1 pseudogene is annotated in these 518 nt (G+C 46.5%); it reads left to right on the top strand.

From position 1 onward, the window contains the following. A pseudogene (locus R7093_RS28105) lies at positions 1-518 on the top strand (ornithine carbamoyltransferase subunit F); the annotation flags it as partial.

Genomic DNA, 518 nt, shown 5'->3' with positions numbered 1-518 from the left:
CACGAAATGACCTTTGCGTACCTTGGCGACGCTCGTAACAACATGGGTAACTCATTGATGGTTGGCGCAGCGAAAATGGGCATGGACATTCGCCTAGTGGCACCAAAAGCATTCTGGCCAGAAGAACATCTTGTCGCGACTTGCCAAGACATTGCCAAACAAACCGGCGCGAAAATCACCTTGACGGAAAACGTCGAAGAAGGCGTGAAAGGCTGTGATTTCCTCTACACTGATGTTTGGGTTTCAATGGGTGAAGCAGCAGAAGCATGGGATGAACGTGTCGCGCTTATGACGCCTTATCAAATCAATATGGATGTCATCAAGCAGACGGGTAATCCACACGTGAAATTTATGCATTGTCTACCTGCGTTCCATAATGACGAAACCACTGTCGGTAAAGAAATCGCAGAGAAATACGGCATGAAAGGCCTAGAAGTCACCGAAGATGTGTTTGAGTCAGAGTACTCTATCGTCTTTGATAAAGCAGAAAACCGCATGCACACAATCAAAGCCATTAT

The sequence above is a fragment of the Vibrio sp. 1580 genome (genome assembly GCF_033340055.1).
Note: the sequence above shows the minus strand (reverse complement) of the source record. Positions and strands in the feature narration are given on the sequence as shown.